This is a genomic window from Pseudomonas sp. NFPP28, from assembly GCF_900115535.1.
GTDB lineage: Bacteria > Pseudomonadota > Gammaproteobacteria > Pseudomonadales > Pseudomonadaceae > Aquipseudomonas > Aquipseudomonas extremorientalis.
The window spans coordinates 96,558-122,947 of record NZ_FOWT01000014.1 but is presented as its reverse complement, the minus strand read 5'-3'; the positions used below and the strand labels follow the sequence as shown (position 1 = coordinate 122,947).

Sequence of the window (26,390 nt, the reverse complement as noted above, 5' to 3'; positions counted from 1 at the left end):
CGAATTCTGCGTAACTCTTTGTTTACCAAGGAGTTTTCCGTTTCGACTGCGCCGGAAGTGGGGCGAATTATAGACTTCCAGAATCTGCCGTCAACACCTTTTTTCATATTTCTGTCACACAGGTCAAAAAACTCCCAGAAACGCAAAAGCCGGCCCCGAGGGGCCGGCTTTCTGCACTACTTACAAACTAGGGAAAGCAAATTGCGAGGCTTCATGACTGGCCCGCTGCGGCCAACGCTGGGTAATCGCCTTGCGACGAGTATAGAAACGCACCCCATCCGGCCCGTAGGCATGCAGATCGCCAAACAGCGAACGCTTCCAGCCACCAAAACTGTGATACGCCACCGGCACAGGCAATGGAACATTCACCCCCACCATACCCACTTCAATCTCGTCACAGAACAGACGCGCCGCTTCACCGTCACGGGTGAAGATACACGTACCGTTACCGTATTCATGGTCGTTGATCAGTTGCATGGCCGCTTCCAGGCTATCCACCCGCACAACACACAACACCGGCCCAAAGATCTCTTCTTTGTAGATACGCATTTCAGGCGTCACATGATCAAACAGACTACCGCCCAGGAAGAAACCTTCTTCATGGCCCGCAACACTCAGTCCGCGCCCATCAACCACCAACCTGGCACCCGAAGAAACACCGTCTTCTATATAGCCACTGACCTTATCCCGCGCCTGGCCAGTCACCAGCGGCCCCATATCCAGGCCACAAGACGTCCCCGCCCCGATCTTCAGTGCCTTGACCTGCGGCACCAGCTTGGCGATCAACGCATCCGCCACTTGGTCGCCCACGCACACCGCCACCGAGATCGCCATGCAACGCTCACCGCAGGAACCGTATGCTGCACCCATCAGAGCGCTGACGGCGTTATCCAGATCCGCATCCGGCATCAGCACCGCGTGGTTCTTCGCCCCACCCAATGCCTGTACGCGCTTGCCACGCTTGGTTGCCTCGGAGTAGATGTATTCGGCAATCGGCGTCGAGCCCACGAAGCTAAGCGCCTTCACTTCCGGCGCCTCGATCAGCGCGTCCACCGCGCCCTTGTCACCGTGCACCACGCTGAGCACGCCTTTGGGCAGCCCGGCTTCCTGCAACAGTTGTGTAATCAGCAATGTCGAGCTCGGATCACGCTCCGATGGTTTCAGGATGAAACAGTTACCGCAGACGATCGCCAGCGGATACATCCACAGCGGCACCATTGCCGGGAAGTTGAACGGGGTAATACCGGCCACTACGCCCAGCGGCTGGAAATCCGACCATGCATCAATATTTGGTCCTACATTACGGCTGTACTCGCCCTTCAGAATCTCTGGTGCCGAACACGCGTACTCAACGTTCTCGATGCCACGCTTCAACTCACCGGCGGCATCTTCCAGCGTCTTGCCATGCTCTTCGCTGATCAGTTGCGAAATGCGCGCTTCGTTCTGTTCCAGCAATTGCTTGAAACGAAACATCACCTGGGCACGCTTGGCCGGCGGAGTATTACGCCAGGCCGGGAACGCCGCCTTGGCTGCGTCGATCGCCTGCTGGATGGTTTCACGGCTGGCCAACGGCACTTGATGAATCACTTGGCCGGTCGACGGGTTGTACACGTCGGCACTACGGCCGGAATCACTGACCAACTCACCGTTGATCAAATGCTGGATAAGGCTCATGCGGGGCTCCTGAAAAGTTGTTCTATATAGAAGGAGAAATCAGTCGATCTTGTTCAGCACTTCGCCGACCGCATCGAACAGGCGATCCAGGTCCTGCGGCTTGCTGTTGAAGGTTGGCCCGAACTGCAGGGTGTCACCGCCAAAGCGCACGTAGAAACCCGCTTTCCACAAAGCCATGCCGGCCTCGAATGGACGCACGATGGCATCACCATCACGCGGGGCAATCTGGATCGCGCCGGCCAGGCCGTAGTTGCGAATATCGATCACGTTCTTGCTGCCCTTCAAGCCATGCAGCGCATTCTCAAAGTGCGGGGCGACTTCAGCGACGCTCTGCACCAGGTTTTCCTTCTGCAACAGGTCCAATGCCGCCAGGCCCGCCGCGCAGGCCACCGGGTGCGCCGAGTAGGTGTAGCCGTGGGGGAATTCCACCGCGTACTCCGGCGTCGCCTGGTTCATGAAGGTCTGGTAGATCTCGCTGCTGGCAATCACTGCGCCCATCGGGATCGCGCCGTTGGTGACTTGCTTGGCGATGCACATCAGGTCCGGGGTCACGCCGAAGCTGTCGGCACCGAACATCGAGCCGGTACGGCCGAAACCGGTGATCACTTCATCGAACACCAGCAGGATATTGTGCTGGTCACAGATCTCACGCAGACGCTTGAGATAACCCTGTGGCGGCACCAGCACGCCAGCGGAGCCGGCCATAGGTTCGACAAACACTGCTGCGATGTTAGACGCGTCGTGCAATTCGATCAGCTTGAGCAGTTCGTCTGCCAGCGCGATACCGCCCTGCTCCGGCATGCCACGGGAGAAGGCATTGCTTGCCAGCAAGGTATGCGGCAAATGGTCAACGTCCATCAAGCCCTGGCCAAACAGCTTACGGTTGCCGTTGACGCCCCCCAGGCTGGTACCGGCAATGTTCACACCGTGATAACCACGGGCGCGACCGATCATCTTGGTCTTGGTGGCCTGGCCCTTCAGGCGCCAGTACGCACGCACCATCTTAACCGCCGTATCGGCACACTCGGAGCCAGAGTCAGTGAAGAACACATGGTTCAGGTTGCCTGGGGTCAGGTCGGTAATCTTTTCCGCCAACTGGAAGGACAATGGATGACCGTACTGGAAGCCCGGCGAGTAGTCCAACGTGCCCAGCTGCTTGGCGACCGCTTCCTGGATTTCCTTGCGCGTATGCCCGGCACCACAGGTCCACAGGCCCGACAACGAGTCATACACCTTGCGGCCCTTGTCATCGGTCAACCAGCTCCCTTCGGCGGCCACGATCAGGCGCGGGTCACGCTGGAAGTTTCGGTTGGCGGTGTATGGCATCCAGTGCGCGTCCAGCTTCAATTGGCTGGCCAGGGACGATGGGGCATTTTCGGGCATGTTCATCAGCAAAACCTCGCAGGGCAAAAGGCAGCGTCGGGATTGAAAAAGCGTTGTTGCAGCTAAATTGCCACGGCGATAAAGTCGGTGAAATCCAACTCTTCTAACCTTCAGTCAGGCCTTCACTAAACTATGAGCAGCCGTCGACCCGACCCCTTGGCCCAAGTCAGCGACTTCGACATCCGCCTGCTGCGCATCTTTCGCAGCGTGGTGGAGTGCGGCGGCTTCTCTGCGGCGGAAACCGTGCTGGGCATCGGGCGCTCGGCGATCAGCCAGCAAATGAGCGACCTGGAGCAACGCCTCGGATTGAGACTGTGCCAACGCGGCCGCGCCGGCTTCTCCCTGACCGAAGAGGGCCGCGAGGTCTACCAGTCGGCCCTGCAACTGCTGAGTGCCCTGGAAAGCTTTCGCACCGAGGTCAACGGCCTGCACCAGCACTTGCGTGGCGAGTTGATCATCGGCCTCACCGACAACCTCGTCACCCTGCCCCACATGCGCATCACCCACGCGCTCGCACAACTGAAGGAGCGCGGGCCGGACGTGCAGATCCAGATCCGTATGATCGCCCCCAACGAAGTCGAACAAGGCGTGCTCGATGGCCGCTTGCATGTGGGCGTGGTGCCGCAGGCCAGCGCCTTGTCGGGGTTGGAATACCAGCCGCTGTACAGTGAACGTTCATTGCTCTACTGCGCGGTCGGCCACCCGTTGTTCTATGCCGACAACAGGCAACTGGAAGATGCACGCATTGACGCTCAGGACGCCATCGCCCCGACCTTCCGCCTGCCCGCCGAAATCCAGGCCCATTACCAGGCGCTCAACTGCACGGCCAGCGCCTCCGACCGCGAAGGCATGGCGTTCCTGATCCTCACCGGCCGTTACATCGGTTACCTGCCCGACCACTACGCGAGCCTTTGGGTACAACAAGGCCGACTGCGTGCGCTGAAACCGGCTACGCGTTTTTACGATTTAAGCCTCGCATCGGTCACGCGCAAAGGCCGGCGCCCCCATTTGGTGCTGGAAAGCTTCCTGGAAAGTCTCGCGGCAACCCGCTAACTCGGCCTCGCAGCTAAAAGCTGAGCAGTTGGACAGCTTTTTGCAACAACCCAAGGACATAGACCTTGAGTTTGCCCGCCATGCCACCAGAAACGTCCAACAGCAGCGATCTTATCTACGGGCTCAACGACCGCCCGAAACCCGGACCTGCCTTACTCGCCGCCCTGCAACATGTACTTGCTGCATTTGTCGGCATCATCACCCCGCCGCTGATCATCGGCTCCGCCCTGGGGCTCACCGCCCATTTGCCCTACCTGATCAGCATGGCGCTGATGGTCTCCGGTGTCGGCACCTTCATCCAGGCGCGCAGGCCCTTCGGTATAGGCGCCGGGATGATCTGCCTGCAAGGCACCAGCTTCGCATTTCTCGGCGCGGTGCTGTCGGCAGGTTTCCTGGTAAAACAACGCGGCGGCAGCCCGGAAGACATCATGGCGATGATCTTCGGCGTGTGCTTTTTCGGCGCCGTGGTGCAGATTGTGTTGAGCCGCTTCATCGGGCAGCTGCGCCGAGTCATCACGCCTCTGGTCACCGGAATCGTCATCACCCTGATCGGCATCAGCTTGATCAAAGTCGGTATCACCGACCTCGGCGGCGGCTTCAATGCCGCCGACTTCGGCGCGCCGACCAACCTGGCGCTGGGCCTGTTCGTGGTGTTGACGATCATTCTGCTCAACCGCTCGAATACACCTTGGGTGCGCCTCTCGGCCATCATCATCGGCCTCGCCCTCGGCAGCCTGGCCGCCTGGTTCAGTGGCAAACTGGTGCCTCAAGCCCTGCCAGATCTGCCGCTGGTCAGCCTGCCGATCCCGTTCCGCTTTGGTTTCAACTTCGACTGGAGCGCTTTCCTACCGATCGCGCTTATTTATCTGATCAGCAGCATCGAAACCGTTGGTGACCTCACCGCCAACTGCATGATTGCCCGCCAACCCATCAGCGGCCCTTCTTATATAGGCAGACTCAAGGGCGGCGTACTCGGTGATGGCGTGAGCTGCATGATCGCCGCCACCTTCAGCGCCTTCCCCAACACCACCTTCGCGCAGAACAATGGTGTAATCCAACTCACCGGCGTGGCCAGCCGCTACGTTGGCCTCTACATCGGCGCGGTGCTGTTTTGTCTCGGTCTGTTTCCAATGATTGGCGCCGTGCTGCAACAAATCCCCAAGCCGGTGTTGGGCGGCGCCACCCTGGTGATGTTCGGCAGTGTGGCCGCTGCTGGCGTGCGCATCCTCGCCCAGGCACCGCTGGACCGGCGCAGCATGCTGATCATCGCCACTTCGTTTGGCGTCGGCCTGGGCATCGCCGCCCAACCGAACCTGCTGCATCTGATGCCGACGCTGGTGCAGAACCTGTTTGACTCCGCCATCACCAGCGGCGGGCTGACGGCCATCGTGTTGTGCCTGTTGCTGCCCGAAAGCAAGGCCCCCAGCGCTGCCGCAAACAAAGCACCGGAAAGCGACAGCCTGGAACCGCTTTGACGGTTTTATTGCATCAGGACTTGTCTGAGGCTTGAGGGTGGGTTATCTGTGCACACGTCGTCTCAATCGATCAGCACGGAAACCTCCATGAGCCTCGAAGTTCCTGCCCACAGCACCCACGCCGGTAAGCCCGCCAGCCGCATTCGGCAAAAGAACGAACAAGCGATTCTGCAGGCGGCTGAAGACGAGTTCGCGCGCCATGGCTACAAAGGCACCAGCATGAACACCATCGCGGCCAGTGCCGGGCTGCCCAAGGCCAACTTGCATTACTACTTCACCAACAAGCTGGGCCTGTATATCGCGGTGCTCAGCAATATCCTCGAGCTGTGGGACAGCACCTTCAACACGCTGACCGCCGAAGATGACCCGGCCGTGGCGCTCACCCGCTACATCCGCACCAAGATGGAGTTCTCGCGTCGCCAGCCCCAGGCTTCGCGAATCTTCGCGATGGAGATCATCAGCGGCGGCGAATGCCTCACCGAATATTTCAGCCAGGACTACCGCGCCTGGTTCAGCGGCCGGGCAGCCGTGTTCCAGGCCTGGATCGACGCTGGCAAGATGGACCCGATAGACCCCGTGCACCTGATCTTCCTGCTGTGGGGCAGCACCCAGCACTACGCCGACTTCGCCACCCAGATCTGCCGCGTCACCGGTCGCACCAAGCTGACCAAGCAGGACATGGAAGACGCCGGCACTAACCTGATCCATATCATCCTCAAGGGCTGCGGCATCAAGCCCGCCTATTAAACGAAGCGACTTATGCCTTTCACGCTCACCGGCCTTTGCGAGTTTCGCGAAGAAATACGCAAAAGCCGCTTTATCACCCTCGCCGCACCGATCACCAGCCCGCAGGACGCCCAGGCGTTTTTCGAGCAACACAGCGACTTGAACGCCACGCACAACTGCTGGGCCTGGAAACTGGCCGATCAATACCGCAGCAACGACGATGGCGAACCCGGCGGCACCGCCGGGCGGCCGATCCTGGCGGCCATCGAGGCACAGGGCTTCGATCAGGTGGCGGTGCTGGTGATTCGCTGGTACGGCGGCATCCAGCTGGGCACCGGCGGTCTGGCCCGGGCCTATGGCGGTGGAGCGAACAAATGCCTGCAAGCCGCCGATCGCATCGAACTGATCAGCCGTGTCCCCTTGAGTTGCGCTTGTGGCTTCGCCGAGTTGAACCTGGTGAAACTGCGCGTCGCCGAACTGGGTGGGCTGGTGGTCGAAGAAACCTTCACCGCCAATGGCGTCGAGCTGCAACTGGCCTTGGGCCAAGCGCATATCGACACCCTGCAAATTCAACTCGCCGACCTCAGCCGTGGGCGTATCCTGCTACAACGCTGAACTCCGTGAACCGCGACGCTAAAGGAAGCTTTTCATGTCTACGCCAAAAACCGCACTGATCATCGGCGCCTCCCGCGGCCTGGGCCTCGGCCTGGTCAAGCAACTGCTTCAGGACGGCTGGGAGGTGACCGCCACCGTGCGTGACCCGAGCAAGGCCGATGCGCTGAAAGCCGTTGGGCCGGTACAGATCGAGAAGCTCGACATGGACGATCAGCAAGCCGTGATCGCCCTGAGCCAACGCCTCAAGGCCAGCACCTTCGACCTGCTGTTCGTCAACGCCGGCGTCAAGGGCCCTGCCAACCAGGAGCCGGGCCACGCCACCCTGGCCGAAGTCGGCCAACTGTTTTTCACCAATGCCGTAGCGCCGATCAACCTGGCCCAGCGTTTCGTCGGGCAGATCCGCAAGGACACTGGCGTGCTGGCGTTCATGAGTTCGGTGCTGGGCAGCGTGACCATCCCGGACGGCTCGGACCTGGCGCTGTACAAAGCCAGCAAGGCGGCACTCAACTCCATGACCAACAGCTTCATCACTCAGTTGGGTGATCACAAGCTGACCGTACTGTCGCTGCATCCGGGCTGGGTGAAGACTGATATGGGCGGCGAAAACGCCCATATCGATGTCGACACCAGCGTGCGCGGCCTGGTCGACCAGGTGAACGCCTACACCGGCAAAGGCGGCCATCACTTCATCGACTACAAAGGCGACACCATCGCCTGGTAAGCGGTGCGGGATTGTTATCGACCGATTGCCGTCGATAACAATCCGCGCGTAGACTGCCCACCTCGCCCTCACGGGCGACCCTGGATCAGCAGACAGGGCAACACTGAGCTGGCAAACCTGAACCCATCATTCAGAGGAGCCGGCCAATGCCTGCGACCCGTAGCTGGTTAAAAAACCCCCTCGCGATTTTCCCGGCCAACGGCCTCGACGCCCGTGGCGGCCTGGTGCTGCAGGACGGTGTGATCACCGAAGTGCTGGCCCAGGGCCAAGAACCCACGCAGCCCTGCGCACAGGTGTTCGATGCCCGTGAACATGTGGTCCTGCCGGGGCTGATCAACACCCACCATCACTTCTATCAAACCCTGACCCGCGCCTGGGCACCGGTGGTCAATCAGCAGTTGTTTCCCTGGTTGAAGACCCTGTACCCGGTCTGGGCACGGCTCACCCCGGAAAAACTCGCACTGGCCAGTAAAGTTGCGTTGGCCGAACTGCTGCTCTCGGGCTGCACCACGGCGGCAGACCACCACTACCTGTTCCCCGAGGGCCTGGAAAACGCTATCGACGTGCAAGTGCAAAGCGTGCGCGAATTGGGCATGCGCGCCATGCTCACCCGCGGTTCCATGAGCCTGGGCGAGGCCGACGGTGGCCTGCCGCCGCAACAGACGGTGCAACAGGGCCAGGTCATCCTCGAAGACAGCCAGCGCCTGATCCGTGAATACCACCAGCGTGGCGACGGCGCGCAGATCCAGATTGCACTGGCGCCCTGCTCGCCGTTTTCCGTCACCCCGGAAATCATGGAAGCCAGCGCTGAACTGGCCAATCGCCTGGATGTGCGCCTGCACACCCACCTGGCGGAAACCCTCGACGAGGAGGATTTCTGCCTGCAACGTTTCGGCCTGCGTACCGTGGATTACCTGGACAGCGTCGGCTGGCTCGGTCCGCGCACGTGGCTGGCCCATGGCATTCACTTCAACCCGGATGAAATCGCGCGCCTGGGCGCTGCCGGCACCGGCATCTGCCATTGCCCAAGCTCGAACATGCGCCTGGCGTCCGGCATCTGCCCGACCCTGGACCTGCTCGCGGCCGGCGCACCTATCGGCCTGGGCGTGGACGGTTCCGCGTCCAACGACGCGTCGAATATGATCCTTGAAGCGCGCCAGGCGTTGTACATCCAGCGCCTGCGTTACGGCGCGGAAAAGATCACCCCGGAAGGTGTGCTGGGTTGGGCGACCAAAGGTTCGGCGCAGTTGCTGGGGCGTACGGATATCGGTGAGTTGGCTGTAGGCAAGCAGGCCGACCTGGCGCTTTTCAAGCTCGACGAGCTGCGCTTCTCCGGTAGCCATGATCCGATTTCGGCGTTGCTGTTGTGCGGCGCCGACCGTGCGGACCGGGTAATGATCGGCGGCAAATGGCGCGTGATCGACGGCAAGGTCGAAGGCCTGGACCTCAAGGGCCTGATCGCCGATCACACCCAGGCTGCGCGTCAGTTGATCGCTGGCTGATTACAACCCCAACAGCGACAGCATGATAAAGGTCGCAAACAGCACGAAATGGGTCATCCCTTCGATGGCGTTGGTTTCGCCATCGTTGAGGTTGATCGCGCTGACGATCAGCGTGATAAACACCATCACGGTCTGCACCGGCGTCATCGCCATCTGGAACGGCTGCCCGGTGTAGAGCGCCATCGCCTCCATCACCGGCACCGTCAGGATCACCGTCGACAGCGAAGCACCCAGCGCGATATTCACCACCGACTGCATGCGGTTCGCCAACGCCGCCCGCAACGCGGTCAGAATCTCCGGTGCCGCCGAAATGGCCGCGACCACGATCGCCGTGATCACCGGCGGCGCGCCTGTGCCTTCCAGGCCCAGGTCCAAGGTCTTGGACATCACCTCGGCCAGTGCACCGATCACTATCACCCCAAACACCAGCGTGCCAATGGAAAACGCCAGGTTGACCGCCGGCGCTTCCTGTTCTTCCGGCAGTTTCTTGCGGCGCTTTTCCGGGTAGCTGTAGCTGAAGAAGTAACTGTGCGGCCCAACCTGCATACGCAGGAACAGGGTGTACAACACCACCATCGCGCCAATGGTGAAGGCCGAATAGATTTTCCAGTCGGCTTCGGGGATAAATTCCGGCACCACCATCGACACACCCATGGCGGTGAGGATCATCACGCTGTAGGTGCGTGCCGAGTCATCGTTGTAGGACTGTTCACCATGCTTGATGCCGCCCATCAGCGCGGCCAGGCCGAGGATCCCGTTGATGTCGAGCATCACCGCCGAATAGATGGTGTCGCGCACCAGGGTGGGCGATGGCTCATTGCTCATCATGATCGCCAGGATCACCACTTCCACCAGCACGGCGGCGAGGGTGAGGATCATGGTGCCGTAGGGATCGCCGACTTTTTCCGCGAGCTGCTCGGCGTGATGGGCCACGCGCATCGACGCCACCACGATAAAGCCGATCAGCACCACACCGGCCAGCAGCGCCGTGATTTGGCCACTATGGAGCATCCAGTGCTCCAGCGGATAGGCAGCGATGGCGGCAATCAGCGCCAGCAGCATGAATTTTTCTTGCTTGAGGGATGTGAGCATTCCGGGCCTTTTAGTACAGCAAATCAGTCATTGATGGGGTACAGACTGCGCCAAGCCGCTAACGTTTCGTTACACCTTAGTTCACAACGCCCTTGCGTGAATGCAACGAAAGCAATCCTGCTGGTCAGGTTTTGCCGATTATTTCAGCCATGGCCTGTAGAATGCCTTCATTGCACCTGATGAGAATTTAGAAAATGTACGATTGGCTCAACGCCCTGCCCAAGGCTGAACTGCACCTGCATCTGGAAGGCTCGCTGGAGCCGGAGTTGCTGTTCGCCCTGGCCGAGCGCAACAAGATTGCGCTGCCGTGGAACGACGTCGAAACCCTGCGCAAGGCCTACGCCTTCAACAACCTGCAGGAATTCCTCGACCTGTATTACAAGGGCGCCGACGTGCTGCGCACTTCCCAGGATTTCTACGACCTGACCTGGGCCTATCTGCTGCGCTGCAAAGCGCAGAACGTGATCCACACTGAACCCTTCTTCGACCCGCAAACCCACACCGACCGTGGCATACCGTTCGAAGTGGTACTCAACGGCATCGCTGCGGCGCTGAAAGATGGCGAGCAGCAACTGGGGATCACCAGCGGCTTGATCCTCAGCTTCCTGCGCCACCTGAGCGAAGCCGAAGCCGAAAAAACCCTCGACCAGGCCCTGCCGTTCCGCGACGCGTTCGTGGCCGTGGGCCTGGACAGCTCTGAAATGGGTCACCCGCCAAGCAAATTCCAGCGTGTGTTCGACCGTGCCCGCCACGAAGGCTTCCTCACCGTCGCCCACGCCGGTGAAGAAGGCCCGCCGGAGTACATCTGGGAAGCCATCGACCTGCTGAAAATCCAGCGTATCGACCATGGCGTACGCGCCATCGAAGACGAGCGCCTGATGCAGCGCATCATCGACGAGCAGATCCCACTGACCGTGTGCCCGCTGTCCAACACCAAGCTGTGCGTGTTCGACGACATGGCCCAGCACAACATCCTCGACATGCTCGAGCGTGGCGTGAAGGTGACCGTGAACTCGGATGACCCGGCGTACTTCGGCGGTTATGTCACCGAGAACTTCCACGCGTTGTACAGTTCACTGGGCATGACCCAGGACCAGGCCAGACGCCTGGCGCAAAACAGCCTGGATGCGCGACTGGTCAAACCGTAATACCCGTGGGAGCCGGCTTGCCGGCTCCTGCACAGTCAATGCCTGGACCATCACTCAGGCACGGCCAACCGGCTGATCGCCCTGCGCCCGATGGCACTGACCTGCAAGGCCTGGGACTCATTGCTCACGCAGATCCAGTTCGACTGCAAAAACAATTGCAACAACCCCGCCCCCAACGCACCGCCCAGGTGCGGCTGCTGCTGGCTCCAGTCAAAGCAGTTACACACTAGCGGCGACGCCAATGCCTGGGTAAAAATCCCCAGTTTTGCCAAGTGCTGGGCGCCCTTCACCGTGACATCGGGACGCTGTTCGTAGCGCTCGATCCAGCCTGCGTCCAGCAGATGTTGATACAACTGCGCCCCCAACTCGCCACCAAGGTGCCCATGGCACAAACGGGCATGACGTAACGACGGCGGAGCAATCAGGGTCGGCGGCAAAGCATCCGGCGCGCTGCGCGCAGCGCAGGCCATGGTGGTCCTGGCCAGGGCATCGATGGCTGCACTGACATCCGGCGCCGCCACGCGAAACAGGCGCTTGCCACGCCTGGCTTCCACACGCAGCAAACCGCCTGCGGTCAGTCGCGCCAGGTGCGCATGGGCGGAGGTCGTGGACAAACCGGCGAACGTCGCCAACTCTATCGGTGACTTGGCTGAACCGTCCATCAAGGCCCACAGCATGGCGGTGCGCTTGGGCTCGGCGAGCAAGCTGGCGATCTGACTGATGCAAGGTGCTGCTTCCATCTTTTCACTCCCTGTTGGCTTATTTTTCTACTGATGTGGGAGCCAGAGTATAGGGGCGCAAACCACCGGTTCCACGGCGTCTGACAGCGCGGATAGGGACAGGACCTGAGTGAAATTTCCTGCTCTGATGGAAGGCGCTACGTCGCGCTCAATCGCTCCGGCCATTGAGCGGTCAACGTCGCACAGCGAGATACGAGCATTTCCCGCAACAGGTTGATGGGCTTGCTCAGTTGCGCACGATGGGCACACAGCAGATTGAGCGGCGTGCGCTCACCACGCAGCTCCGGCAGGATCAGGCGCAAGCGGCCCGCGAGCACATCGGTGCTGACATCCAGCCAGGATTTGTAGGCAATCCCCACACCCGCCACCGCCCAACGACGGACCACGTCGGCATCGTCACTGAAGCGGTCCCCCGTGACGGTCAAGCTCACTTCACGTTTGCCGTCGTGGAACGTCCAGTGGTCATGAACCCGGCTTCCGAGCATATAGAGCAGGCAATTGTGCTGGGCCAATTGCTCCAGGTGCCGAGGCTGACCATAACGGGCGAGGTAGCTGGGGGAGGCACACAGCACGCGAACATTCTCCGGCGCAACCGGCAGCGCGATAAGGCTCGAATCCTCGGGCTCACCATAGCGCAGGGCAATATCCACCGGCTGGCGAAACAGGTCGGCAATCCGATCACCCAACAGCAGACGCACGGTAAGTTGCGGATACTCACGCTGAAATTCATCCAGCCACGGCAGCAACTGGTTACGCCCGAAATCCGACGGGGCGGACAGCTGCAGCACGCCGCTGACATGGTCCTGGCCGCTGGCCAATAAACGGCGCCCCTCGTCCAGTGAACTCAACGCAGCACGGGCATACTCCAGGAAGCCCTCGCCTTCGGCCGTCAGGCGCAAGCTGCGGGTGGAACGCGCCAGCAAGCGCGCGTCCAGTTGCTGTTCGATACGCTTGAGCGCGGCGCTGGCTACGGCGGGCGACAGGTCCATCACCCGTGCCGCTGCGGACAGGCTGCCGAGGTCCGCCGCCCGTACAAACAACTGCAAATCATCAAAGCGCAGCATGTGTTCCCGCCCATTATCAAAATTTCATTGAAACAGACTGCTGTTTTAGCCGCTTTTATCTGCGCGGGAAATAGCCAATCATCTGTGCATCCCGTTCATCACGTGTCTGGAGTTGACTATGTCCACCGCCTTTAACGTCATTGCCACGCTGATCGCCAAACCCGGCCAACAAGCCACCCTGGAACCCTTGCTGCGCGGCCTGCTGGAACCCACGCGCCTGGAGGCCGGTTGCGAACAATACGACCTGCACCAAGACCTGCAACACCCCGAGACCTTCTACATGCTCGAACGCTGGAGCGACGAAGCGGCGCTCGCCGACCACGACCAGAGCGCGCATATCCAGAGCTTTCGCACCCAGGCCGCTGATGTAATCGAACACTTCGAACTCAAGCGCCTGAAATTTCTCGCCTGATCATCGCCCTTTTTCTGGAGCCATCATGAAAGCCATTGCCTACTACGCCTCACTGCCGATCAACGATCCAAACGCCTTGCAAGACATCGAGCTGCCAGCGCCCGTCGCCGGCCCGCGTGACCTGCTGGTGGAAGTCAAAGCCATCTCGGTCAACCCGGTGGACACCAAGGTGCGCCAGAACGTCGCCCCGGAAAACGGCGCCGCCAAGGTCCTGGGCTGGGACGTCGCCGGTGTGGTCAAGGCCGTCGGCAGCGACGTGACGCTGTTCAAGACCGGTGACAAGGTGTTCTACGCCGGTTCCCTGGTGCGCCCAGGCGGCAACAGCGAACTGCACACCGTGGACGAGCGCATCGTCGGCCATATGCCGAAAAGCCTGGGCTTTGCCGAAGCCGCCGCGCTGCCACTGACGGCGATCACCGCCTGGGAGCTGCTGTTCGAACGCCTGCAAGTGCGTGAGGGTAAACAGGATGAAGGCCAGAGCCTGCTGATCGTCGGTGCCGCCGGTGGTGTGGGCTCGATCCTGACTCAATTGGCCAGCCAGCTCACCGCCTTGAAAGTGATCGGCACCGCTTCGCGCCCGGAAACCCAGGCGTGGGCCAGGGACCTCGGCGCCGAGCTGGTGATCGACCACAGCCAACCCTTGAGCGAAGCGCTGAAAAGTGCCGGCCACCCGCACGTGACCCACGTCGCCAGCCTGACCCAGACCGATCATCATCTGGACCAGCTGGTCGAGGCTCTGCAACCCCAGGGCAAGCTGGCGCTGATCGACGATCCCAAGGCGCTGGACGTCAGCAAGCTCAAGCGCAAAAGCCTGTCGTTGCATTGGGAGTTCATGTACACCCGCTCGATGTTCGAGACGCCGGACATGATCGAGCAGCACAACCTGCTCAACCGCGTGGCCGAACTGATCGACGCCGGCACCCTGAAAACCACGGTGGGCGAACACTTCGGCGTGATCAATGCGGCCAACCTGCGCCGTGCCCATGCGCTGCTGGAAAGCGGCAAGGCCAAGGGCAAGATCGTGCTGGAAGGGTTCTGAAAAAACGGCTGTCAGCGTCGTCCATTATTCATGTGAGTAATGGACGACACCGCTAGTCAGAGAGTTGATCCTTGTCATATTTGTGAGCGTATTCGGGTTTATATTGGCCGCCTTTGCCACGATTCTTTTACGTGAGGAAGTCAGCAATGAAGATCCTGATAAAAGCGTTAGCAAAATCCGCAGGCAATAAATGGCAGGTGCGTCTCGACCAGGACGCCTTCACCTTCCGCACCGAGGCCGAGGCCCGCGCCTTTGCCGACACCCTGCAAGCCCGTATCCAGGCCCCCCACCGTTTCCCCATCAGCCAGCAACGTTCTGCCGCTGGCTGACCCGCTCTTCAGACCTGCGCCTGCAAGGCCCGTTTGCGTTGCAGGCGCTGGGTCGACATCGCAATCGTCACCGCCAGTACACCGCACAAGCTGATGACCATGGCCATCGGCATCGCCGTGCCGTCGTGCAACACGCCGACCAACGAAGCAGCGCCGGCGGCCACGCCAAACTGAATGCAGCCGAGCAACGCCGAAGCGCTACCGGCCCGTGCACCCTGCCCGCTCATGGCGCAGGCCGAAGTGTTAGGCAGAATGCAGCCCAGGCTGGCAATGCAGATAAACAGCGGCACCAGCAATGGCCACAATGCATCGGTGCGCAATGCCGCGATACCCAGCAACGTCAACGCCGCCAACAGGTAGACCCACACACTGCGCGACAGCAGGAACGCCGGGCCGCGCTTGGACAGCAGCCGCGCATTGACCTGCGCCACGAGGATAAAACCCGCCGCGTTGGAGCCGAACAGCCAGCCGTAATGCTCGGCCGGCACGCCATAGAGTTGGATAAACACGAACGGTGAACCGGCGATGTAGGCAAACATCCCGGCAATCGAAATGCCACCGGTGAGGGCATACCCGAGGTAGACGCGGTCCGACAACAAGGCCGCATAGCGACGCAACGAGCCGGACAACGGCTGGCGCGGCTGATGGGCCGGAAAGGTTTCCGGCAACCCGACGGCGACCGCGATGGCCGCCATTACGCTGAATATCGACAGCGCCAGGAAAATCGACTGCCAGCCCCACAGCCCCACCATCAACCCACCGGCCAGCGGCGCGAGGATCGGCGCCAGGCCAGTGACCAGCATCAGTTGGGAAAAGACTTTGGCCGACCCCACCGCGTCGCATTTGTCGCTGACCACGGCACGGGAAATCACCATGCCCGCGCAGCCGCCCAGGGCCTGCACGAAACGCGCGCCAATCAACCATTCCAGTGAAGGCGCAAAGGCGCAGGCGAAGGAGGCCAAGGTGAACAAGGTGACGCCGCTGAGCAGCGGACCGCGCCGACCAAAGCGGTCAGCCAATGGACCGTAGATCAACTGGCCGATGGCCAGGCCGCCGAAATACACCGCCAGGGTCAGCTGGATGTGTTTTTCATCGGTGGCAAAGGCCTTGGCCATGGCCGGGAAGCCCGGCAGGTAAAAATCGATCGCCAGCGGCGCGAAGGCGCTCAAGGCACCCAGGATCAGAATTATGCGGAGGTTCATCGGGCACCCAAGTGAGTCGACAGCCCGATAGTCTAGCCGCGCTTGGGTGCGTTGAACACGATAGCTCGCTAACTATTGGTCCGCGTCAGGCGAGCTTGGCGCTATAGCCCTCGTCTTTGATTGCCTCGATCACTTGCTCGGCAGACAAGCGGCTCTCGACGCCCACCTCTTTTGCAGCCAGGTCGACCTTCACGCTGGCCGCCGGGTCCTGGTTCTGCACCGCCTGGGTCACCGCTCGAACGCAATGGCCGCAGGTCATTCCTTCAACGCTGAATACTTGCATGACATGACTCCTTTGATGAGGTTGGACCCAGTCTCGACCTTGCCACGATGGCAAGGTCAAGTTCCGGAAGTTTCTGCCGGGCTGGTATTTGGCCGCTTCAAAGGCCAAGCTTCACTCATCTTCGATTCACACCACGGAGCATTCGCCATGCGCTGGTCGTTTTTTGCCCTTGCCGGCCTGATGAGCCTGTCGGCCGCCGCGCCCCAAGCATTCGCCGCAGAAGACTATGCGGTGCTGATCATTTCCCGGGAACGCCTGGAGGTGCCGACCAACTGCGAAATCGGTCTGTACCTGAATGACCAGTTGGCGGGCCGGCTGTTCCAGGAGCAGGCCACCTCGTTCAACCTGCCGGCGGGCAACCTGTCACTGCGCCTGAAGTTACTGCCGGGCCAATCCCCGGGTTGCCTGCCGGGCCTGCTGGCACCGCCTGCGCAGAACATCACGCTCAAGGTCGGTGATGTGCGCAAGTTGCGCATTGCCCAGGGCCCGGACGGCATGTACCTCAAGCCCGCCGCATTGGAATACTGAAGGCGCTTGACCTTCCCCACAGGTCAAGGTTGATGCTAGGGGCAACTTCTCCTGGAGGACTGCCCCATGAATGGATCCACCACCTTTGACCTGCCCATCGGCGGCATGACCTGCGCCAGCTGTGCCGGCCGGGTCGAGCGCGCGCTGAGCAAGGTGCCGGGGGTGCAAAGCGTCAGCGTCAACCTGGCCAATGAACGCGCCCATGTCGAAGTGCTCGGTGTGATGGACCCCGGCGTGCTGATTGCCGCCGTCGACAAAGCCGGCTACACCGCCAGCCTGCCCCAAAGCGAAACCACCACCGATGCCGATCAGGCCCGGCGCCTGCACCGCGAGCGTTGGTCGTTGCTGCTGGCGATCCTGCTGGCACTGCCGTTGGTATTGCCGATGCTGGTGGAGCCCTTCGGCCTGCACTGGATGCTGCCGGCCTGGGCGCAGTTCGCCCTGGCCACGCCGGTCCAATTCATCTTCGGCGCACGCTTTTATATTGCTGCCTGGAAAGCCGTGCGGGCCGGTGCCGGCAATATGGACCTGCTGGTCGCCATCGGCACCAGCGCCGGTTACGGCCTGAGTATCTACGAGTGGCTCACCGCTCACCCAGGCATGACGCCGCACCTGTACTTCGAAGCGTCGGCCGTGGTGATCGCCCTGGTGCTACTGGGTAAATACCTGGAGAGCCGCGCCAAACGCCAGACCGCCAGCGCCATCCGCGCCCTGGAAGCCCTGCGCCCGGAGCGAGCGATTCGGGTACTGGATGGCCGCGAAGAAGACGTCGCCATCAGCGTCCTCAAGCTCAATGACCTGGTGCTGGTGAAACCCGGCGAACGCTTCCCGGTGGACGGTGAAGTGGTCGAGGGTCAGAGCCACGCCGACGAAGCGTTGATCAGCGGCGAAAGCCTGCCGGTGCCAAAGCAACCTGGCGACAAAGTCACCGGTGGCGCCATCAACGGCGAAGGCCGCCTGCTGGTACGCACCCTGGCCCTCGGCGCCGAAAGCGTGCTGGCGCGGATCATCCGTCTGGTGGAAGACGCCCAGGCCGCCAAGGCACCGATCCAGAAGCTGGTGGATAAAGTCAGCCAAGTGTTTGTCCCGGCCGTGCTGGTGCTGGCGTTGATCACCCTGGTGGGCTGGTGGCTGTACGGTGCTTCCCTGGAGACCGCGATCATCAATGCCGTGGCTGTGCTGGTGATCGCCTGCCCCTGTGCCTTGGGCCTGGCCACACCCACCGCAATCATGGCCGGCACCGGCGTTGCCGCCCGCCACGGCATCCTGATCAAGGACGCCGAGGCCCTGGAGCGCGCCCATGAAGTGAGCGCCGTGGTCTTCGACAAGACCGGCACCCTCACCTCAGGCGCCCCGAAAATCGCCCACTTGGTCGCCGTGGATGGCAACGAAGCGCGGCTGCTGCAACACGCCGGCGCACTGCAACGCGGCAGTGAACACCCTTTGGCCAAAGCCGTATTGGATGCGTGCAAGGAACAAGGGTTGGCAGTTGCCGATGTGACGGCCAGCCAATCCCTGACCGGACGCGGCATCGCCGGAACCCTGGACGGCCAGTCGCTGGCCCTGGGCAATCGCCGCCTGCTCGAAGAAAACGGCTTGAACGCGGGGGGCCTGGCGGACTCGGCCAAGGCCTGGGAAGCCGAAGGCCGCACGTTGTCCTGGCTGATCGAGCAAGGCGCCCAACCGCGAGTGCTGGGGCTGTTCGCTTTTGGCGATACGCTCAAGCCCGGCGCGCTGCAAGCGGTACGGCAACTCAAGGCCCGGCACATCAGCAGCCATTTGCTCACCGGTGATAATCACGGCAGCGCGCGCGTGGTCGCCGAGGCTTTGGGTATCGACGATGTACACGCCGAAGTGCTGCCCGCCGATAAAGCCGCAACTGTCACTGAGCTGAAGACAACCGGCGTGGTGGCCATGGTCGGCGACGGCATCAACGACGCCCCGGCCCTGGCCGCCGCCGATATCGGCATTGCCATGGGCGGTGGCACCGACGTGGCCATGCACGCGGCCGGTATCACCCTGATGCGCGGCGACCCGCGCCTGGTGCCAGCAGCCCTGGAGATCAGCCGCAAGACCTACGCCAAGATCCGTCAGAACCTGTTCTGGGCCTTTGTGTATAACCTGATCGGCATTCCATTGGCCGCATTCGGCCTGCTCAACCCGGTATTGGCCGGCGCGGCAATGGCCTTGTCGAGTGTCAGCGTGGTCAGCAATGCCTTACTGTTGAAGACCTGGAAACCCAAGGACCTGGAGGATCGACGCCCATGAACATCGGCCAAGCCGCACGCCAGACCGGGCTCAGCGCCAAGATGATTCGCTACTACGAATCCATCGGCCTGCTGAAGCCAGCCCACCGCACCGACAGTGGCTATCGCGTGTACGGCGCGGATGACCTGCACACCCTGGCGTTTATCAAACGCTCGCGCGACCTGGGATTTTCTCTGGAGGAAGTCGGCAGGCTACTGACCCTGTGGCAGGACCGGCAACGGGCCAGCGCCGATGTAAAAGCCTTGGCGCGCCAGCATATCGAGGCATTGAACCAGAAGATTCTTGAGCTGGGGCAACTGCGCGATACCTTGCAGGACCTGGTGGAGCACTGCCAGGGCGATCATCGGCCGGATTGTCCGATTCTCAAGGAGTTGGCGTCCGGAAGCTGCTGCGCCTGACCGAATGTGCACAAATCCAATGTGGGAGGGGGCTTGCCCCCGATTGCAGTGGGTCAGCTACAGATAAGCCGGCTGATCCACCGCTATCGGGGGCAAGCCCCCTCCCACATTGTGATTTCCAGTTATCTGGAAATCACTGCATCCACGGCGGCGGCGGCGGTTCGTCCGGCACCTTGCTCGGCGGCGCATCGTCCGCCGCGCGAATCGCCTGGCGGCGCTCTTCATCCAACCGCGCCGCTTCGATCTCGCGGATCACACCGCCGACGTCTGCCAGTTCTTCCGGCTCGTCGAACTCACCGGTCAACACGCTGGCAGGGTGCAACGTGCCGGCTTCGTACAGCGCCCACATTTCCTTGGCGTACTTGGTCTTCTTCAACTCCGGGGCAAAGCGCCCGAAATAGGAAGCCATGTTGCCCACGTCCCGCTCCAGCATGCTGAACGCGTGGTTGTTGCCCGCCGCATCCACCGCCTGGGGCAGGTCGATGATCACAGGGCCGGTGGGCGTGAGCAGTACGTTGAACTCGGACAGGTCACCGTGCACCAGGCCGGTACACAGCATCAGCACGATCTGGGAAATCAGGAAGGCGTGGTATTCGCGCGCCTGGTCCGGTTCCAGCACCACGTCGTTCAGACGCGGCGCCGCATCGCCGTACTCGTCGGCCACCAGTTCCATCAGCAGCACGCCTTCAAGGAAGTCGAACGGCTGGGGCACGCGGACGCCCGCACCGGCCAGGCGGAACAATGCAGCCACTTCGGCGTTCTGCCAGGCATCCTCGGTTTCTTTCTTGCCGAACTTGGAGCCCTTGGCCATGGCCCGGGCCTGCCGGCTGTTACGGACCTTACGGCCTTCCTGGTATTCGGACGCTTGACGAAAACTTCGTTTGTTCGCCTCCTTGTAAACCTTGGCGCAACGCAATTCGTTGCCGCAGCGCACCACATAAACAGCTGCTTCTTTACCACTCATGAGTGGGCGCAGCACTTCGTCGACCAGACCGTCTTCGATCAGGGGTTCAATGCGTTTAGGAGTCTTCATCAGCTTTTATTGTGGGTCCTGTATTACCAAACACGCGTATGGCACTCGTTATACGGCAATCAGCTCGCCGGTGGGAGAGGCTAGCGACCGTTGATCACTTAAGAATGCATCCAATATGCCAGTTTCAGCGCTCGATGATCGCCGTAACACCCTGACCGCCCGCAGCGCAGATCGAAATCAGCCCACGCCCCTTGCCCGCCGCGTCCAGCAACTTGGCCAGATTGGCAACGATACGCCCACCGGTGGCGGCAAACGGATGGCCGGAGGCCAGGGAACTGCCTTTAACGTTCAAGCGGCTACGGTCGATGGAACCCAAGGGGGCGTCAAGTCCCAGGCGCGTCTTGCAGTAGTCCGCATCCTCCCAAGCCTTGAGCGTGCACAACACTTGGGCAGCGAAGGCTTCGTGGATCTCGTAGTAATCGAAGTCCTGCAGCGTCAGACCGTTCCTCGCCAGCAAGCGTGGTACCGCATACACCGGCGCCATCAGCAGGCCTTCGGCACCGTTGACGAAGTCCACCGCCGCCGCTTCGCCATCGCGCAGGTACGCGAGGATCGGCAGGCCGCGCTCCCTGGCCCACGCTTCACTGCCCAAGAGCACCAGCGATGCGCCATCGGTGAGCGGCGTGGAGTTGCCGGCAGTGAGCGTGCCCTTTGCGCTGCGTTCGAAGGCGGGTTTAAGGGCGGCGAGTTTTTCCAGGGTCAGGTCGGGACGCAGGTTGTTGTCGCGGGTCAGGCCCAGGAACGGCGTGAGCAGATCGTTGTGCCAGCCCTCGGCATAGGCGGCGGCCATTTTCTGGTGGCTTTCCAGGGCCAACTGGTCCTGCTCGGCGCGGGGGATCTGCCAGGTCTGCGCCATCAATTCGCAGTGCTGGCCCATGGACAAACCGGTACGCGGTTCGCCGTTGCGCGGCAGTTCCGGCTTGAGGTGATGGGGACGAAGTTGTAACAGGACTTTTAATTTATCCGCCATGGACTTACTGCGGTTGGCTTGCAGCAAAAGCCTGCGCAGCCCTTCGTTCACCCCGATCGGTGCGTCGGAGGTGGTGTCGACCCCACCGGCAATCCCGCATTCGATCTGGCCCAGGGCGATCTTGTTGGCCACCAGCAACGCCGCTTCCAGGCCGGTGCCGCAGGCCTGTTGAATGTCATAGGCCGGGGTTTGCGGGGACAGGCGCGAGCCGAGCACACATTCGCGGGTCAGGTTGAAATCCCTCGAGTGCTTGAGCACCGCGCCGGCAGCCACTTCACCCAGGCGCAGGCCGTGCAGGTTGTAGCGTTCGATCAGGCCTTCGAGGGCCGCGGTCAGCATTGCCTGGTTGCTCGCCGTGGCATAGGGGCCATTGGAACGGGCGAAGGGAATGCGGTTACCGCCAATGATCGCTACACGGCGCAATTGAGTCATGGAAAGCTCCCTCTGTCTGTTATGGGCTGGATTACTGAGCCTAGTCGAACGACTGCTACCCTGGGATGGTCAACCCTTTGAACCCCAGCCTTCGGAGAGCGTTCCATGTCTGACCGTTATATCGACTTCGCCAACTCTAGCCTCGGCCATCGTCTGGTCGCCGCCATTGGCCTGCCGTCGCCGGTACGCCTGGAACGCTGGCAGGCCGGGCGCCTGCGCCCGGTGGAAGGCGCATTGCTGCTGGGCGGCGGTGCACTGGTCAGCAAGGTGCAGGCGTTCGCCAACAAGCTCACCGACGCGATCTACACCTACGGCGCTGAGACGTCGACGTGGATCCCCGGCCACGGCCCCAAGCTCAAGGCCGTCGTGTTCGACGCCAGCGACTTGCAACACACCGACCAGCTCAAGCAACTGCGCGAGTTCTTCCAGCCGCTGCTGAAAAACCTGGATAACAGCGCACACCTGGTGATCCTCGGCCGTGCGCCGGAAAGCCTCGGCGATCCGTTCGCCGCCAGTGCCCAACGCGCCCTGGAAGGTTTCAGCCGCTCGCTGGCCAAGGAGTTGCGCAACGGCGGCGTGCTGCAATTGCTGTATGTCGGCGACGGTGCCGAAGACCAGTTGGAAGGTGCCCTGCGCTTCTTCCTCTCGCCGAAAAGCGCCTATATCTCCGGCCAGGTGATCCGCCTGGAGGCTTGCACTACACTGGTCGAAGATTGGACACGGCCCCTGGCCGGGCGCAAGGCGCTGGTCACCGGCGCCGCCCGGGGCATCGGGGCATCCATCGCCGAGACCCTGGCCCGCGATGGTGCCGAGGTGATCCTGCTCGACGTGCCCCAGGCCAAGGCCGACCTCGACGCCCTGGCCGCACGCCTGGGTGCAGGCACCGTAGCGCTGGATATCTGCGCCGAAGACGCCGGCAACCAATTGATCGAACACTTGCCCGAAGGCCTCGACATCCTGGTGCATAACGCGGGTATCACCCGTGACAAAACCCTGGCAAACATGACCCCGGAATACTGGGACGCGGTGCTGGCGGTCAACCTCAATGCACCGCAGGTACTGACCCAGGCGCTGCTCGACAGCGGCACCCTGCACGACAACGCCCGTGTAGTGCTGCTGGCTTCGATCAGCGGCATCGCCGGCAACCGTGGGCAAACCAACTATGCGGCGAGCAAGGCCGGCTTGATCGGCCTCGCACAGGCCTGGGCGCCGCTGCTCAAGGAGCGTGGCATCAGTATCAACGCCGTGGCGCCGGGGTTTATCGAAACCCAGATGACCGCGCATATCCCGTTCGCCTTGCGTGAGGCCGGGCGACGTATGAGTTCGCTGGGCCAGGGCGGCCTGCCGCAGGACGTCGCCGAAGCGGTGGCCTGGCTGGGCCAACCGGGTTCCGGTGCGGTCAGCGGGCAAGCGCTGCGGGTGTGTGGGCAAAGTCTGCTGGGGGCGTAACCATGCAATGGAAGACGTTAGACAGTGCACCGTCTCTGCCGCCGCTGTATTGGCGTGCGGCCCTCAAGCGCAAGATCACCGGCCGCACGCTGCCCGAGCACGGGTTGCGCTGCCGGGTCAGCATCGACCCCAAGCGGGTAGCGGCCTATCGCAAGGTCTGCGGCTTTGCCGACAGTCCGATCCTGCCGGCGACGTATCCGCATATCCTTGCGTTCGGTTTGCAGATGCAGTTGCTCACCGATAAGAGTTTTCCGTTCCCGCTGCTGGGGCTGATTCACCTGAGTAACCGCATCCGCATTCATCGCCCCCTGGGGGGTGTGAGCGACCTGTCTGTGGCTGTACACGCGCAGAACCTCAAGCCCCACGCCAAGGGCGCAACCTTCGACCTGATCACCACCGTTGAAGACTCCCTCGGCCTGCTGTGGGAAGCTGAAAGCCGCATGTTGTGCCGGGGCGTGAAGCTGGAAGGCGCGGCAGAAGATATCGCCCAATCGCCCCCCGACCAGGTCAGCGAGCTGACCCGCTGGAAAGCCCCCGCCGATATCGGCCGTCGTTATGCGCGAGTCTCCGGTGATTACAACCCGATCCACCTCAGCGCCCTGACCGCCAAGCTGTTCGGCTTCCCCCAGGCCATCGCCCATGGGTTGTGGAACAAGGCGCACACCGTTGCCGCGCTCGGCGAACACTTGCCCGCCGCCAATATCGAGATCGACGTCGAGTTCAGGAAACCTGTGCGCCTGCCCGGTGAAGTGACGTTATTGTCCAGCGCCGCCGGTTCCAGCGGAGAGTTGCGGTTGAAAGGCGCGGGCGATATTGAACATATGGTAGGTAAGTGGCGGCCGATCGCCTGAAAAAAACAGATTAATTGTATATATACACCCTAAGTAATAGCGGACTTTATGAAGTCCGCTTTTTTATTTAACCAATTGATTTATAACATATATACATCTTGATACACCCTTCCTCTACACCCTTGGCATTAGTTGCTTAACCGGTACATCGCTGCTGTATATAAATCGTTAATACCAAGTAGAGCATTGAGAGAACACACCGCCGGGGCTGTTATAGCCGCACGGACAAACGCATCGCTATCCCCAGAAGTAGCGAGCGCTTGAAGACAACCAAGGTTGTACAGGTGCAAGGAACTCAATCATGAAAACTCAAGTCGTGTTTTGGAAAGCAAGTACCGCGCTGGCCCTGGCAGTAGCACTGGCACTCGGCGGCTGCAGCAGCGGTGGTGGTGGGCACAAATCCAGCGTTGCAGCATCCTCCCCGGATGCAGGTGCAGGAACCGGGGGTGGCACGGGTGGCGGTGATGGCAGTGGCACAGGCGGCACAGGTGGTGGCACAGGCGGTGGCACGGGTGGCGGCACAGGCGGTGGTACGGGTGGCGGCACAGGCTCGACCAGCACACCTCTGGTCACCGGCCAGATTGCCGGTACCCTGGGTGGCACCGTGGGTAACGTAGGCGCTGCCGTCGGCGATCTGGGCGACACTTTGACCAGCGTCCCCATCGTCGGCACCACCGCAGGAGGCCTGGTCACCGCAACCGGCAATGCGGTCACCAGTATTGGAACCGGCGTCACTGCAGGCCTGGGCTCCCTGGGCACAAACAGCAATTCCTTAGGCATCACCGTGGCGGGTGTAGGTAATGGCGTCGCCGACTTGGGCGACGGCCTTTCGACCACTGGCAGATCGTTGTCCACTACGCTGGGCGGTGTTCCAGTCGTCGGCGGACTGACCGGCGGTATAGGGGGCGCAGCAGGAGGCCTGGTCGACCAGGTTGGCCAGGCCGTCACCATGCTCGGCGATACCTTGAGTACCGCCAGCACCACCGGCCCGCTGGGCTCGATCACCGGCACTGTCGGCGCAAGAGTGCTGGTACCCGTGGTGTCGTTGGTGGAAAACACCACCGGCAACCTCGGCAACGCAACCGGTCTGGGAAACCCGGTAAACGGCCTGGTGGATAAGGTCGGTGCCGCAGTCACCGGCCTGGGTGGCCAGGTGGCCAGCGCAGGCGGTACCGGTAACCCCGTCACTGACATCGTGGGTGGCGCATTGACCGGCGTCGGTGGCGTGCTCGACAAATCAGGGGGTTATGTCGCTCCAGCGGGTGGAGCTTCCGCACCTGGCTTGCCTGAGTTGGTAGGTGGCCTGGTGGCAAATGTCGGTAACGGGCTGAATGCTGGCAACACCAACGGCGCGGTCAGCGCAGCAGGTGTCACCGGTGGCGCGCTGGGCGGCACCGTCGCCTCCCTCGGCACGGTCATCGGTGGTACCGGCGTGGCCAACACGGGGGCAACGGCACCCGTCGCAGGCCTGGCAACCAATGTCGGCGCAGCCCTCAATCCGGTGACCTCAGGCGTGGCCAGCCTCACGCAAAACATCGGCACAACCACAGGCGTCGGTGCTCCGGTCAACGGCCTGGTGACCAACGTGGGCGCCGCAGTCACCAACGTCGGGACCACGCTGACCGGTGCAAATGCCAACCCGATCACTAACGCGCTGGGCAATACCGTCAGTGCCGTAGGCGGCACGGTAGGCTCGGTCGGGGGCCTGGTCACTGGCGGTACCGGCAGCAGTGGCGGCCTGCTCGGTGGCTTGAGCGTCGGCGCCTCCGCCAATGGCAGTGCAGGCGCTACCACCAACACCGGTGTAGGCGGTTTGCTCACAGGCCTCACCGGTCAATAGAAATGCACCTGGCCGATTAGACGGCCTCACCTACAGCGCCTACGCTTGGTTGAGACGAGAGACCCCCAATAAGTCTCTCGTCTTTTTTATGCGGCTTGGCACCATGTTCCTCCCGAACCGAGTCCCAGAACCCGGTGGGCCCGAAACGCTGCTGCAGTTGACC

25 protein-coding genes are annotated in these 26,390 nt (G+C 61.8%); 16 read left to right on the top strand and 9 right to left on the bottom strand.

All coding sequences use genetic code 11. The annotated features are described in order from the left end of the window. Positions 1 to 180: 180 nt before the first annotated feature. Complete coding sequence (locus BM110_RS29065; RefSeq protein WP_093514672.1) at positions 181 to 1,674, bottom strand: CoA-acylating methylmalonate-semialdehyde dehydrogenase; 1,494 nt, start codon at positions 1,672 to 1,674, stop codon at positions 181 to 183. A gap of 39 nt (positions 1,675 to 1,713) precedes the next feature. Beyond that, the gene (locus tag BM110_RS29060) at positions 1,714 to 3,063 is read right to left on the bottom strand and encodes an omega-aminotransferase AptA (RefSeq protein WP_065900385.1); all 1,350 of its coding nucleotides are present in this window, start codon (positions 3,061 to 3,063) and stop codon (positions 1,714 to 1,716) included. A gap of 126 nt (positions 3,064 to 3,189) precedes the next feature. Here BM110_RS29060 and BM110_RS29055 point away from each other — a divergent pair, with 126 nt between their 5' ends. The 6 genes from BM110_RS29055 to BM110_RS29030 all read left to right on the top strand — a co-directional run bounded on the left by BM110_RS29055 (position 3,190) and on the right by BM110_RS29030 (position 9,149). Continuing rightward, positions 3,190 to 4,110, top strand: a complete 921-nt coding sequence (locus BM110_RS29055) for a LysR family transcriptional regulator (RefSeq protein WP_092250063.1) — start codon at positions 3,190 to 3,192, stop codon at positions 4,108 to 4,110. An 80-nt stretch (positions 4,111 to 4,190) separates the two neighbouring features. Continuing rightward, positions 4,191 to 5,585, top strand: coding sequence for a uracil-xanthine permease family protein (locus tag BM110_RS29050; RefSeq protein ID WP_093514671.1), 1,395 nt, complete (start codon positions 4,191 to 4,193; stop codon positions 5,583 to 5,585). An 87-nt stretch (positions 5,586 to 5,672) separates the two neighbouring features. Continuing rightward, on the top strand, positions 5,673 to 6,332 hold the full coding sequence (locus tag BM110_RS29045) for a TetR/AcrR family transcriptional regulator (protein WP_058423630.1): 660 nt from the start codon (positions 5,673 to 5,675) through the stop codon (positions 6,330 to 6,332). A 12-nt stretch (positions 6,333 to 6,344) separates the two neighbouring features. Then, on the top strand, positions 6,345 to 6,926 hold the full coding sequence (locus BM110_RS29040; protein WP_093514670.1) for an IMPACT family protein: 582 nt from the start codon (positions 6,345 to 6,347) through the stop codon (positions 6,924 to 6,926). Positions 6,927 to 6,960: 34 nt separating this feature from the next. Then, entirely contained in the window at positions 6,961 to 7,647 is a 687-nt protein-coding gene (locus tag BM110_RS29035) for an SDR family oxidoreductase (RefSeq protein ID WP_092250053.1), read from the top strand. A gap of 146 nt (positions 7,648 to 7,793) precedes the next feature. Beyond that, a complete protein-coding gene (locus tag BM110_RS29030; protein ID WP_093514669.1) occupies positions 7,794 to 9,149 on the top strand; it encodes an 8-oxoguanine deaminase in 1,356 nt (451 codons plus the stop codon). Here the strand turns inward: BM110_RS29030 and BM110_RS29025 are convergent, their stop codons facing one another. Continuing rightward, positions 9,150 to 10,241, bottom strand: coding sequence for a calcium:cation antiporter (locus tag BM110_RS29025; RefSeq protein ID WP_093514668.1), 1,092 nt, complete (start codon positions 10,239 to 10,241; stop codon positions 9,150 to 9,152). Between the two features lie 194 nt (positions 10,242 to 10,435). Between BM110_RS29025 and BM110_RS29020 the strand changes: the two genes are divergently transcribed. Continuing rightward, positions 10,436 to 11,389, top strand: coding sequence for an adenosine deaminase (locus BM110_RS29020; RefSeq protein ID WP_092250047.1), 954 nt, complete (start codon positions 10,436 to 10,438; stop codon positions 11,387 to 11,389). Positions 11,390 to 11,439: 50 nt separating this feature from the next. Here BM110_RS29020 and BM110_RS29015 read toward each other — a convergent pair whose 3' ends face one another. Both BM110_RS29015 and BM110_RS29010 read right to left on the bottom strand, forming a co-directional pair. Beyond that, positions 11,440 to 12,129: an ArsR/SmtB family transcription factor gene (locus BM110_RS29015; RefSeq protein WP_092250044.1), complete on the bottom strand. Its 690-nt coding sequence runs from the start codon at positions 12,127 to 12,129 to the stop codon at positions 11,440 to 11,442. 137 nt (positions 12,130 to 12,266) lie between these two features. Continuing rightward, on the bottom strand, positions 12,267 to 13,193 hold the full coding sequence (locus tag BM110_RS29010) for a LysR family transcriptional regulator (protein WP_071491560.1): 927 nt from the start codon (positions 13,191 to 13,193) through the stop codon (positions 12,267 to 12,269). Positions 13,194 to 13,311: 118 nt separating this feature from the next. Here BM110_RS29010 and BM110_RS29005 point away from each other — a divergent pair, with 118 nt between their 5' ends. The 3 genes from BM110_RS29005 (at position 13,312) to BM110_RS28995 (ending at position 14,973) form a co-directional block, all read left to right on the top strand. Beyond that, positions 13,312 to 13,605, top strand: a complete 294-nt coding sequence (locus BM110_RS29005) for a putative quinol monooxygenase (RefSeq protein ID WP_092250040.1) — start codon at positions 13,312 to 13,314, stop codon at positions 13,603 to 13,605. Between the two features lie 25 nt (positions 13,606 to 13,630). Next, on the top strand, positions 13,631 to 14,644 hold the full coding sequence (locus BM110_RS29000; RefSeq protein ID WP_092250037.1) for a zinc-binding alcohol dehydrogenase family protein: 1,014 nt from the start codon (positions 13,631 to 13,633) through the stop codon (positions 14,642 to 14,644). A 146-nt stretch (positions 14,645 to 14,790) separates the two neighbouring features. Beyond that, a complete protein-coding gene (locus tag BM110_RS28995) occupies positions 14,791 to 14,973 on the top strand; it encodes a hypothetical protein (RefSeq protein ID WP_071491563.1) in 183 nt (60 codons plus the stop codon). Positions 14,974 to 14,981: 8 nt separating this feature from the next. On the opposite strand, the gene BM110_RS28990 is transcribed toward BM110_RS28995, so the two are convergent. Beyond that, positions 14,982 to 16,175, bottom strand: coding sequence for a Bcr/CflA family multidrug efflux MFS transporter (locus BM110_RS28990; RefSeq protein WP_058423620.1), 1,194 nt, complete (start codon positions 16,173 to 16,175; stop codon positions 14,982 to 14,984). A gap of 85 nt (positions 16,176 to 16,260) precedes the next feature. Continuing rightward, entirely contained in the window at positions 16,261 to 16,458 is a 198-nt protein-coding gene (locus BM110_RS28985) for a heavy-metal-associated domain-containing protein (RefSeq protein WP_092250031.1), read from the bottom strand. A gap of 147 nt (positions 16,459 to 16,605) precedes the next feature. Here BM110_RS28985 and BM110_RS28980 point away from each other — a divergent pair, with 147 nt between their 5' ends. The 3 genes from BM110_RS28980 (at position 16,606) to cueR (ending at position 19,652) form a co-directional block, all read left to right on the top strand. Then, complete coding sequence (locus tag BM110_RS28980) at positions 16,606 to 16,986, top strand: hypothetical protein (RefSeq protein WP_071491565.1); 381 nt, start codon at positions 16,606 to 16,608, stop codon at positions 16,984 to 16,986. A 66-nt stretch (positions 16,987 to 17,052) separates the two neighbouring features. Next, positions 17,053 to 19,254, top strand: coding sequence for a heavy metal translocating P-type ATPase (locus tag BM110_RS28975; RefSeq protein ID WP_093514667.1), 2,202 nt, complete (start codon positions 17,053 to 17,055; stop codon positions 19,252 to 19,254). Then, entirely contained in the window at positions 19,251 to 19,652 is a 402-nt protein-coding gene (cueR, locus tag BM110_RS28970) for a Cu(I)-responsive transcriptional regulator (RefSeq protein WP_092250025.1), read from the top strand. Before BM110_RS28975 ends, cueR begins: the two co-directional genes overlap by 4 nt. A 133-nt stretch (positions 19,653 to 19,785) precedes the next feature. On the opposite strand, the gene BM110_RS28965 is transcribed toward cueR, so the two are convergent. Beyond that, a complete protein-coding gene (locus BM110_RS28965; RefSeq protein ID WP_014716761.1) occupies positions 19,786 to 20,685 on the bottom strand; it encodes a PA4780 family RIO1-like protein kinase in 900 nt (299 codons plus the stop codon). Between the two features lie 124 nt (positions 20,686 to 20,809). Continuing rightward, positions 20,810 to 22,087 (bottom strand): acetyl-CoA C-acetyltransferase, encoded by a 1,278-nt coding sequence (locus tag BM110_RS28960; protein ID WP_093514666.1) that lies wholly within the window; start codon positions 22,085 to 22,087, stop codon positions 20,810 to 20,812. 105 nt (positions 22,088 to 22,192) lie between these two features. Here BM110_RS28960 and BM110_RS28955 point away from each other — a divergent pair, with 105 nt between their 5' ends. The 3 genes from BM110_RS28955 to BM110_RS28945 all read left to right on the top strand — a co-directional run bounded on the left by BM110_RS28955 (position 22,193) and on the right by BM110_RS28945 (position 26,227). After that, positions 22,193 to 23,536: a 3-oxoacyl-ACP reductase gene (locus BM110_RS28955; protein WP_093514665.1), complete on the top strand. Its 1,344-nt coding sequence runs from the start codon at positions 22,193 to 22,195 to the stop codon at positions 23,534 to 23,536. A gap of 2 nt (positions 23,537 to 23,538) precedes the next feature. Further along, a complete protein-coding gene (locus BM110_RS28950; RefSeq protein WP_092250016.1) occupies positions 23,539 to 24,387 on the top strand; it encodes a MaoC family dehydratase in 849 nt (282 codons plus the stop codon). A gap of 301 nt (positions 24,388 to 24,688) precedes the next feature. Further along, a complete protein-coding gene (locus BM110_RS28945; RefSeq protein ID WP_175538875.1) occupies positions 24,689 to 26,227 on the top strand; it encodes a collagen-like triple helix repeat-containing protein in 1,539 nt (512 codons plus the stop codon). Positions 26,228 to 26,390 lie beyond the last annotated feature (163 nt).

Coding starts and splice junctions, on each gene's coding strand:
- BM110_RS29065 (WP_093514672.1), bottom strand. CDS start 1,674: ATGAGCCTTATCCAGCATTTGATCAACGGTGAGTTGGTCAGTGATTCC.
- BM110_RS29060 (WP_065900385.1), bottom strand. CDS start 3,063: ATGAACATGCCCGAAAATGCCCCATCGTCCCTGGCCAGCCAATTGAAG.
- BM110_RS29055 (WP_092250063.1), top strand. CDS start 3,190: ATGAGCAGCCGTCGACCCGACCCCTTGGCCCAAGTCAGCGACTTCGAC.
- BM110_RS29050 (WP_093514671.1), top strand. CDS start 4,191: ATGCCACCAGAAACGTCCAACAGCAGCGATCTTATCTACGGGCTCAAC.
- BM110_RS29045 (WP_058423630.1), top strand. CDS start 5,673: ATGAGCCTCGAAGTTCCTGCCCACAGCACCCACGCCGGTAAGCCCGCC.
- BM110_RS29040 (WP_093514670.1), top strand. CDS start 6,345: ATGCCTTTCACGCTCACCGGCCTTTGCGAGTTTCGCGAAGAAATACGC.
- BM110_RS29035 (WP_092250053.1), top strand. CDS start 6,961: ATGTCTACGCCAAAAACCGCACTGATCATCGGCGCCTCCCGCGGCCTG.
- BM110_RS29030 (WP_093514669.1), top strand. CDS start 7,794: ATGCCTGCGACCCGTAGCTGGTTAAAAAACCCCCTCGCGATTTTCCCG.
- BM110_RS29025 (WP_093514668.1), bottom strand. CDS start 10,241: ATGCTCACATCCCTCAAGCAAGAAAAATTCATGCTGCTGGCGCTGATT.
- BM110_RS29020 (WP_092250047.1), top strand. CDS start 10,436: ATGTACGATTGGCTCAACGCCCTGCCCAAGGCTGAACTGCACCTGCAT.
- BM110_RS29015 (WP_092250044.1), bottom strand. CDS start 12,129: ATGGAAGCAGCACCTTGCATCAGTCAGATCGCCAGCTTGCTCGCCGAG.
- BM110_RS29010 (WP_071491560.1), bottom strand. CDS start 13,193: ATGCTGCGCTTTGATGATTTGCAGTTGTTTGTACGGGCGGCGGACCTC.
- BM110_RS29005 (WP_092250040.1), top strand. CDS start 13,312: ATGTCCACCGCCTTTAACGTCATTGCCACGCTGATCGCCAAACCCGGC.
- BM110_RS29000 (WP_092250037.1), top strand. CDS start 13,631: ATGAAAGCCATTGCCTACTACGCCTCACTGCCGATCAACGATCCAAAC.
- BM110_RS28995 (WP_071491563.1), top strand. CDS start 14,791: ATGAAGATCCTGATAAAAGCGTTAGCAAAATCCGCAGGCAATAAATGG.
- BM110_RS28990 (WP_058423620.1), bottom strand. CDS start 16,175: ATGAACCTCCGCATAATTCTGATCCTGGGTGCCTTGAGCGCCTTCGCG.
- BM110_RS28985 (WP_092250031.1), bottom strand. CDS start 16,458: ATGCAAGTATTCAGCGTTGAAGGAATGACCTGCGGCCATTGCGTTCGA.
- BM110_RS28980 (WP_071491565.1), top strand. CDS start 16,606: ATGCGCTGGTCGTTTTTTGCCCTTGCCGGCCTGATGAGCCTGTCGGCC.
- BM110_RS28975 (WP_093514667.1), top strand. CDS start 17,053: ATGAATGGATCCACCACCTTTGACCTGCCCATCGGCGGCATGACCTGC.
- cueR (WP_092250025.1), top strand. CDS start 19,251: ATGAACATCGGCCAAGCCGCACGCCAGACCGGGCTCAGCGCCAAGATG.
- BM110_RS28965 (WP_014716761.1), bottom strand. CDS start 20,685: ATGAAGACTCCTAAACGCATTGAACCCCTGATCGAAGACGGTCTGGTC.
- BM110_RS28960 (WP_093514666.1), bottom strand. CDS start 22,087: ATGACTCAATTGCGCCGTGTAGCGATCATTGGCGGTAACCGCATTCCC.
- BM110_RS28955 (WP_093514665.1), top strand. CDS start 22,193: ATGTCTGACCGTTATATCGACTTCGCCAACTCTAGCCTCGGCCATCGT.
- BM110_RS28950 (WP_092250016.1), top strand. CDS start 23,539: ATGCAATGGAAGACGTTAGACAGTGCACCGTCTCTGCCGCCGCTGTAT.
- BM110_RS28945 (WP_175538875.1), top strand. CDS start 24,689: ATGAAAACTCAAGTCGTGTTTTGGAAAGCAAGTACCGCGCTGGCCCTG.